Source organism: Brachybacterium phenoliresistens, from assembly GCF_000576425.1.
Classification (GTDB): domain Bacteria; phylum Actinomycetota; class Actinomycetes; order Actinomycetales; family Dermabacteraceae; genus Brachybacterium; species Brachybacterium phenoliresistens.
The window spans coordinates 364,148-370,952 of sequence record NZ_KK069991.1; the positions used below are offsets into that span (position 1 = coordinate 364,148).

Annotated in this window: 6 protein-coding genes; 5 read left to right on the top strand and 1 reads right to left on the bottom strand. The window is 73.9% G+C overall.

Annotated features, from left to right (window positions below):
* Positions 1–14: 14 nt before the first annotated feature.
* Genes BF93_RS08090 through BF93_RS08105 form a run of 4 tightly spaced genes read left to right on the top strand, consistent with a single transcriptional unit; the run spans position 15 to position 3,906 of the window.
* On the top strand, positions 15–878 hold the full coding sequence (locus BF93_RS08090) for a sugar phosphate isomerase/epimerase family protein (protein WP_051486689.1): 864 nt from the start codon (positions 15–17) through the stop codon (positions 876–878).
* Between the two features lie 46 nt (positions 879–924).
* Positions 925–1,989, top strand: a complete 1,065-nt coding sequence (locus BF93_RS08095) for a TRAP transporter substrate-binding protein (protein WP_051486690.1) — start codon at positions 925–927, stop codon at positions 1,987–1,989.
* A complete protein-coding gene (locus BF93_RS18935) occupies positions 1,986–2,642 on the top strand; it encodes a TRAP transporter small permease (RefSeq protein ID WP_051486691.1) in 657 nt (218 codons plus the stop codon). The genes BF93_RS08095 and BF93_RS18935 overlap by 4 nt, the downstream gene beginning before the upstream one ends.
* Positions 2,635–3,906, top strand: coding sequence for a TRAP transporter large permease (locus BF93_RS08105; protein ID WP_038371793.1), 1,272 nt, complete (start codon positions 2,635–2,637; stop codon positions 3,904–3,906). Before BF93_RS18935 ends, BF93_RS08105 begins: the two co-directional genes overlap by 8 nt.
* 71 nt (positions 3,907–3,977) lie before the next feature.
* Here the strand turns inward: BF93_RS08105 and BF93_RS08110 are convergent, their stop codons facing one another.
* The gene (locus BF93_RS08110; protein WP_051486692.1) at positions 3,978–5,519 is read right to left on the bottom strand and encodes an FGGY-family carbohydrate kinase; all 1,542 of its coding nucleotides are present in this window, start codon (positions 5,517–5,519) and stop codon (positions 3,978–3,980) included.
* 237 nt (positions 5,520–5,756) lie between these two features.
* Here BF93_RS08110 and BF93_RS08115 point away from each other — a divergent pair, with 237 nt between their 5' ends.
* On the top strand, positions 5,757–6,692 hold the full coding sequence (locus BF93_RS08115) for a sugar-binding transcriptional regulator (protein ID WP_051486706.1): 936 nt from the start codon (positions 5,757–5,759) through the stop codon (positions 6,690–6,692).
* Positions 6,693–6,805: the final 113 nt, after the last annotated feature.

A 6,805-nucleotide genomic window follows, 5' to 3' on the forward strand; every position in this document is an offset into this window, starting at 1 on the left:
GAGACCAGGACCCGATGACGCGCTCCTCGCTGCCCTCTGCCGCCCTGCCCGACGCCGACCGCGTGGGCGTCTCCACCATCTCCTTCCGCCACCGTCCCCTCGCCGAGGCGCTCGCGCTCATCGCCGGCATGGGCGCGACCCGAATCGACCTGGGGGCGATCCCCGCGGTCACCGATCACGTGCCGGTGCCCTTCACCGGCGACCCGGCCGCCCTCGCGGCAGAGGTCGCCGCGGCCGGGCTCGCGGCCGATGCCGTCAACGCCGACCCGGGCGATCTCAACGACCCCGCCCTGGACGAGGGGCGCCTCGAGGAGACCCTCGAGGGCCTCGCCGCGCTCGCCGCGGCCTGCGGCGGCGCGCTCATCGTCCCGGCCGGCCGCGCCGATCACCGCCCCGTGCGCGACCACGCGGCCGACATGGCGCTGATCGCCGAGCGCCTCGACCGCGCCGCGGGGATCTGCGGCCGCCATGGCGTGCGCCTGCTGGTCGAGGTGCTGCATCATCGCCGCTACATCCACACCATCGCCGCGGCCGAGGAGCTGCTGGACCGGGTGGGCCCGGACAGCATCGGCCTGCTGCTGGACGTCTCCCACGTCGTCGCCGGCGGGGAGGACCCGGTGGCCTGGGTGCCGCGCGCGGCGCCGCGGATCGAGCGCGTGCATCTGCGCGACGCAGTCCCCGGCGACCTCAACCTGTCCCTCGGCGCCGGGCAGGTCGACCTCCCCGGCGTCGTCGCCGCCCTCGAGGAGCACGTCCCCGGCGTGCGGTACGTCCTCGAGCTCGAGACCCACGACATCGCCGAGCAGGACCGCGAGGCCGATGTGGCCCGCAGCCTGGCCCTCGTGCGGGATCTCGTCACCGGCGCGGACGCGGGCTGACCGCGCCGGCGCCCCTCGCCGAACCCCGTACTCCGAAGGAGGAGACATGCACGACGACGTGCCCCAGGGCCGCCGCAGCCTGCGCCGCCGCAGCCTGCTGCAGGGGCTGGCCGGCGCCGCCGCCGGCGCGGCCGCCCTGAGCGCCTGCGCCGGAGGCGACGGACCCCGCCGCACCGATTCGGTGCGCATCATCCTCGGCCACGGCGCCGCCCCCGGGAACCCCCGGTCCGACGGCGCCCTCGCCTTCCAGCGTCTGGTCGCCGAGCAGTCCGGCGGCGAGGTCGAGATCCAGATTCTCGGTCAGGAATCCGTCGGCAACGACACCGAGATGATGGTGTCGGTGGCCGCCGGCACCCTGGACATGTCCATCAACTCCCAGGGGCCCTTCTCCTCCTATGTGCCGGAGGCGGCCCTCATCGGTCTTCCGTTCCTCTTCGAGAGCTCCGCGCACGCTTACGCCGTGCTGGACGGCGCCCTGCAGGACACCATCGCGGCACGGGCCGAGGAGGTCGGCTTCCACGTCCTGAACCTGTGGGACAACGGCATGCGCGACATCAGCAACTCCGTCCGGTCGATCGCCTCTCCCGAGGACGTCGCCGGGCTCAAGATCCGCACCCCCGACGACCCGATGACCATCGACATCTTCGGCGAGCTCGGGGCGAACCCGACCCCGCTGGCCTTCGGCGAGCTGTATCTCGCGCTGCGCCAGGGGGCGGTCGACGGCCAAGAGAACCCGGTGGTCAACATCAAGAGCTCCTCCCTCCAGGAGGTGCAGTCCCACCTCGCGGTGACCGGCCACAAGTACGAGGTGAACCCCTTCGTCATGTCCACGACCCGCTGGAAGAACCTCTCCGAGGACATCCGGCAGGTCATCGCCTCGGCCGCGCAGGGCGCCGTCGAGGAGCAGCGCCGCCTGATGACCGAGCAGACCGCCGCGATCTACACCGAGTTCGAACAGGTCCTCGAGGTCACCCACCCCGATCGCGCCGAGTTCCGCGAGGCGACCGCTCCCGTCGCCGAGCGATGGCAGGCGGAGCACCCGGACTTCTTCGACCAGATCACCACCGCCGCGGAGGCGATCCGCGCCGAGCACGAGGAGCAGCCGGCATGAGCCCCAGAGCATCCTCCCCGTCGTCCCCGGCCTCGGCCGACGGGCGCGCCCCCGTCATCACCGAGGAGGACCTGCAGGCGCTGGACACCACCGGCGGCCATGCCGAGGAGTCCCGCCCCGAGGACCCCGTCAACGCCGTCGCGGCCACCGTGGGCTCCGTTCTCGCGATCGCGGGCACCGCGATCATCGTCGTGCTCGTGACCGTCTCGGTGGTCCTGCGCTACGTCCTGAACTCGTCGCTCCCCGTGGCCTCCGAGGGGCCGACCTACCTCTTCCCCTGGCTGATCGCCGGCGGCGCCGTCGTCGCCCAGGCCACCCGCGGCCACATCGCCGTGGACGTGCTGGTCAGCCGCCTCCACGGGAAGGCCTACGATCGCGCGCAGATCCTCACGTGGGCCTTCGTGTCCGTCCTGCTGGGGTACCTCACCTATCTCGCCGCCTACCTGATCCCGCCGATGGCGGCGCAGTCCACGCCGATCATGGGCTGGCCCCAGCTGGGCAGCTTCGGCGCATTCATCGTCATGGTCGCCGTGATGACCGTGCAGGCCGCCGCCCGCACCGTGCACTACGCCCGCCACGGCGCCCCCGAGCCCGACCACCGCGTGGCCGCCGCGAGCGCCGCCGCCCCGACGCAGGAGGTTCCCGGTGCTTGAAGCCCTGCTGGCCATCGTCGTCTTCCTCGTCCTGCTGCTGATGGGCGTGCCCGTCGCCTTCTCCATCATCGCCGGGGCGATCGTGGGCCTGTTCGCCGTGGGCTCCCTGCCCATGGAGGGACTCGCCCAGCAGTCGTTCAGCCCGGTGGGCGACTACTCGATGCTCGCCATCCCCTTCTTCATCCTCACCGCCGACCTGCTGTTCAGCGGCACGCTGGGCGGCCAGGTGATCGGGCTGGCCACCCGGGTGGTGGGCCGGTTCCGCGGCGGCGTCGGCATGACCAGCGTCCTGACCAACACCGTCTTCTCGGGGATCTCCGGATCGGCCGTCGCGGATGCGACCGGCATCGGCAAGGTCGTCATCCCCTGGACGCAGCGGCTGGGGTACGGCGGCGGGTACGCGACAGCGGTCAACGCCTCCGCCGCCACGCTGGGCGTGATCCTGCCGCCGTCGATCCCCATGATCCTGTTCGCCGCCGCCTCCGGCGCCTCGGTCGCCGAGGTCTTCAACGCCGGTGTCGGCCCCGGCGTCCTCACGGCCGTCCTGCTGCTGGTGCTGTGCTGGGCGGTGGCCGCCAAGGCCGGGTTCCCTCGGGTGAAGGCGCGCTTCACCCTCAAGCGGCTGCTGGTGGACCTGCTGTTCGCGACCCCGGCGATCCTCATCCCCGTGATCCTGATCCGCGTGGTGCTGTTCACCGGCGTCGCCACCGTCACCGAGGTGTCGGTCCTCGCCGTGATCTACGCGGTCGCGATCCGCGTGCTGCTGTACCGGGACCTCAGCCTGACGCAGCTGCGCCGGGCCGTGGTCGAATCGGCGGCGGCGAGCGCCGTGGTGCTCGTGCTGATCATGTTCTCCTCGGCCCTGGCCTGGCTGCTCACCATCCAGGAGGCGCCCCAGGCGCTGGCCGGGACGATCACGGGAGCGTTCGGGCAGGAGTGGATGGTCATCCTCGCGATGATCGTGATCCTGCTGGTCACGGGCATGTTCCTGGACATGGCCCCGGCGATCCTGCTGCTCACGCCCGTGCTGCTGCCGCTGGCGGACGCGATCGGCCTGGACCTCATCCACCTGGGCATCATCATGGTCGTGACCCTCGCGCTGGGCCTGTACACCCCGCCGGTGGGGACCACCCTGTTCATCTCGGCGGCGATCGGGCGGGTCCCGGTGCTCGCCACCGCCCGCGCGCTGCTGCCGTTCTACCTGGTGGGGCTCGTGGTCGTGCTCGCGGTCGCCTACCTGCCGCATCTGCTGGGGATCACGTGATCGCCGCGGCGCTGCCGGCGCTGCCGGCGCTCCCGGCGCTCGCCGCGATCCCGGCCGGAGCCGGGAGCTGATCAGGCCCGCGGTGCGGGGGAGTCCTCCTCCTGCATCCGTGCGAGGGCATGGCTGATGGAGCGGGTCGCGGGGTACAGCTCCCGGTACAGCCCGTACAGCGCGTCGTAGCGCTCCCGGGTCGCGGGGTCGGGCTCGCACCGCCGCTCGACCGGGTTCCACGAGGAGGCATCGGCCCCGAGCACGCGGGCCGCCGCGAGCATCGCGTCCCCGTACGAGGCGCCGATGGTCACGCGCGGCAGCTCCTGGGCCAGCCCGGTCACGTCGGCGACGATCTGCGGCCACAGCCCGGTGCGGGTGCCGCCGCCCAGCGCGACCGTCCGGGAGATCGCGCAGCCCTGCGCGCGCAGCTCCTCGAGATGGTGGCGCACCCCGTACGCGGCCGCCTCGAGCACGGCCCGGTACAGGTCCCCGCGCCCGTGCGAGAGGGTGAGCCCGGCGACCACGCCGCGCGCCTCCGGATCCGCCAGCGGGGAGCGCTCCCCGGAGAAGTACGGCAGCACCAGCAGGCCGCGGGCGCCCGGCGGGCTCTGCGCGGCATCGGCCACCAGCTCGCCCACGTCCGGGGCGGAGAGCAGGTCCCGCAGCCAGGTGGTGATCGCCCCGGAGGCCGCCATGCCGCCGGTGAGCATGCTGGTGCCCTCGGTCGTGCCCGGGGTCGGGAACAGGTGGCGGCTGGTCACCGGCTGCGGGGTCATGGCCAGCAGGAACGTGGTCGTCCCGTACATGAGCATGAGATCCCCCGGGGCGCGGACGCCCCCGCTGACGGCCTCCGCCCAGGCATCGATCGTGCCCGCCAGCACGGGCGTTCCCGCGGGAACGCCCGGGAGCGCGGCGGCGACGCCGGGCAGGACGTGCCCGGCGACCTCGTCGGCCCAGAGCAGGCGCGGCAGCTCCAGGCCGGGAGCGGCGGCCTCGGCCCAGGGGGCGTGCCAGTCGCGGGCGGCGATGTCGTACAGCGGCGCGACCTGGGCCGCGCTCGCACGGTCCAGGACGTACGCGCCGGTCAGGCGGCGCACCAGGAACGAGGACGGCATCAGCAGGCGGCGGGCGCGGGCGTAGCGCTCCGGCTCCTTCTGGGCGACCCAGAGGATCTTCGGGCCGGCGGCCTGCGCGGTGAGCGAGCACCCGCTGCGGCGCAGGATCTCCTCGGGGCCGAGCCGCGCGTCCAGGGCGCGGATCTGCGCCTCGGCGCGCGTGTCCACGCCGTAGAGGATGGCCGGGCGCACGGGAGCATCGTCCTCGTCGACCAGCAGCACGCAGGGCCCCATGCCGGACACGCCGATCGCCGCGATCCGGGACCCGCGGGCCAGGGCCGCCGATCCGAGCTCGCGGGCGATGCCCAGGAACTCGTCCCACCAGATCCCCGCGTCCATCTCGACGTGGCCGGGGGCGGGACGGGAGACCTGGTGCTCGCGCACGGCCGTGGCGAGGACCTCGCCGTCCGGCGCGACGAGCACGCCCTTGGTGCTCGAGGTGCCCACGTCCACGCCCAGCACCACGCTGCCGGGGGCGGGCGCGGGCCGCTGCGTGCCTGGAGCCATGGAACTGCACCCTTCGCCGTCGTGACCTCGTCGTCCGCCCCGCGCGGACCGGTCCGGGCGACGCTGTCATCCTGCCACGCCCCCGCGCGCTTCCCGCCACGGCCGATGCGGCGCCCGGCAGGAGCCGGCGCGCGGCGGATCCGGCGGGCGGGACGGCGCGGGACCGGGAGGTATCTATAGGATCGTGCCCGCACCCGGGCCCCAGCGGCGGCCCGCCGCGACGAGGAGGAGGTGCGCGTGCTCGAGACGACCATGGATCTGCAGCTGCTGCATCGCGCCGCCTCGGCCTACTACCTCGACGACCTGCGCCAGGCGGAGATCGCGGCCAAGCTCGGCGTCTCCCGCCCCACGGTCAGCAAGCTGCTGGCCGAGGCGCGCCGCATCGGCATGGTCCGCTTCGAGGTGCTCGACGTGACCACGGCCGATCTCGACGATCTCGCCGCGCGGCTGCGGGAGACGCTCGGGGTGGAGTCGGTCCGCATCGCCCCGGGCGACCAGGTCCAGCGCGAGTACCGCGGACTCGGCGAGCTGCTCGCCGAGGAGCTCGCCGCGCTCGGGCTGCGTCGCGGCGACGCGCTGCTGATCTCCTCGGGCCGGACCACCTTCGCCGTCAGCGGCATGCCCATGCTGCCCCCGCTGCCGGGCGTGATCATCGCCCCGACCGTCGGCGGCCTGCAGGAGCCCGACCAGGCCTATCAGACCAACGACACCGCGCGCCGCATCGCCGCCCGCACCGGTGCGGAGTCCCGCTCGATCTTCGCGCCGGCCCTGCCCAGCGCCAGCCTCTGGTCCTCGCTGCAGGCCGATCCGAGCTTCCGGGAGATCACCGACCTGTGGGACCGGGCGCGGGCCGTGATCGTCGGCGTCGGCGCCCCGTATGCGCGGCGCGAATCCCTCACCAGCGTGGTCCCGCGCGAGGAGCCCTCCCTCGAGGCCGCGGCGGGGGACATCTGCCTGCACTTCTTCGGCGACGACGGCGAGCCGATGGCCTTCCCCGGCTCGGACCGCCTGGTGCGGCCCAGCCTCGACCAGCTCCACGCGGTGCCGACGATCTTCGCGCTCGCGGCGGGACGCGAGAAGGCTCGCTCCATCCGGGCCGGCGCCCGGGCGCAGCTGTTCACGCACCTCATCACCGACGTGCCCACGGCCGAGGCCGTGCTCGCCGAGGCCTGAGCCCCGGGTGCGTCGGCGCCCGCGCGGACGGGCGCCCCAGCACCGGCGGGGCGGCGCATGTGCTCCGGCCCCTCGAGCCATTGCACGCGGCTGTTCCAGAGATGGCGGGCGGG

Bases quoted from the DNA above. Each gene is read 5' to 3' on its own strand.
- BF93_RS08090 (WP_051486689.1), top strand. From the start codon at position 15: ATGACGCGCTCCTCGCTGCCCTCTGCCGCCCTGCCCGACGCCGACCGC.
- BF93_RS08095 (WP_051486690.1), top strand. From the start codon at position 925: ATGCACGACGACGTGCCCCAGGGCCGCCGCAGCCTGCGCCGCCGCAGC.
- BF93_RS18935 (WP_051486691.1), top strand. From the start codon at position 1,986: ATGAGCCCCAGAGCATCCTCCCCGTCGTCCCCGGCCTCGGCCGACGGG.
- BF93_RS08110 (WP_051486692.1), bottom strand. From the start codon at position 5,519: ATGGCTCCAGGCACGCAGCGGCCCGCGCCCGCCCCCGGCAGCGTGGTG.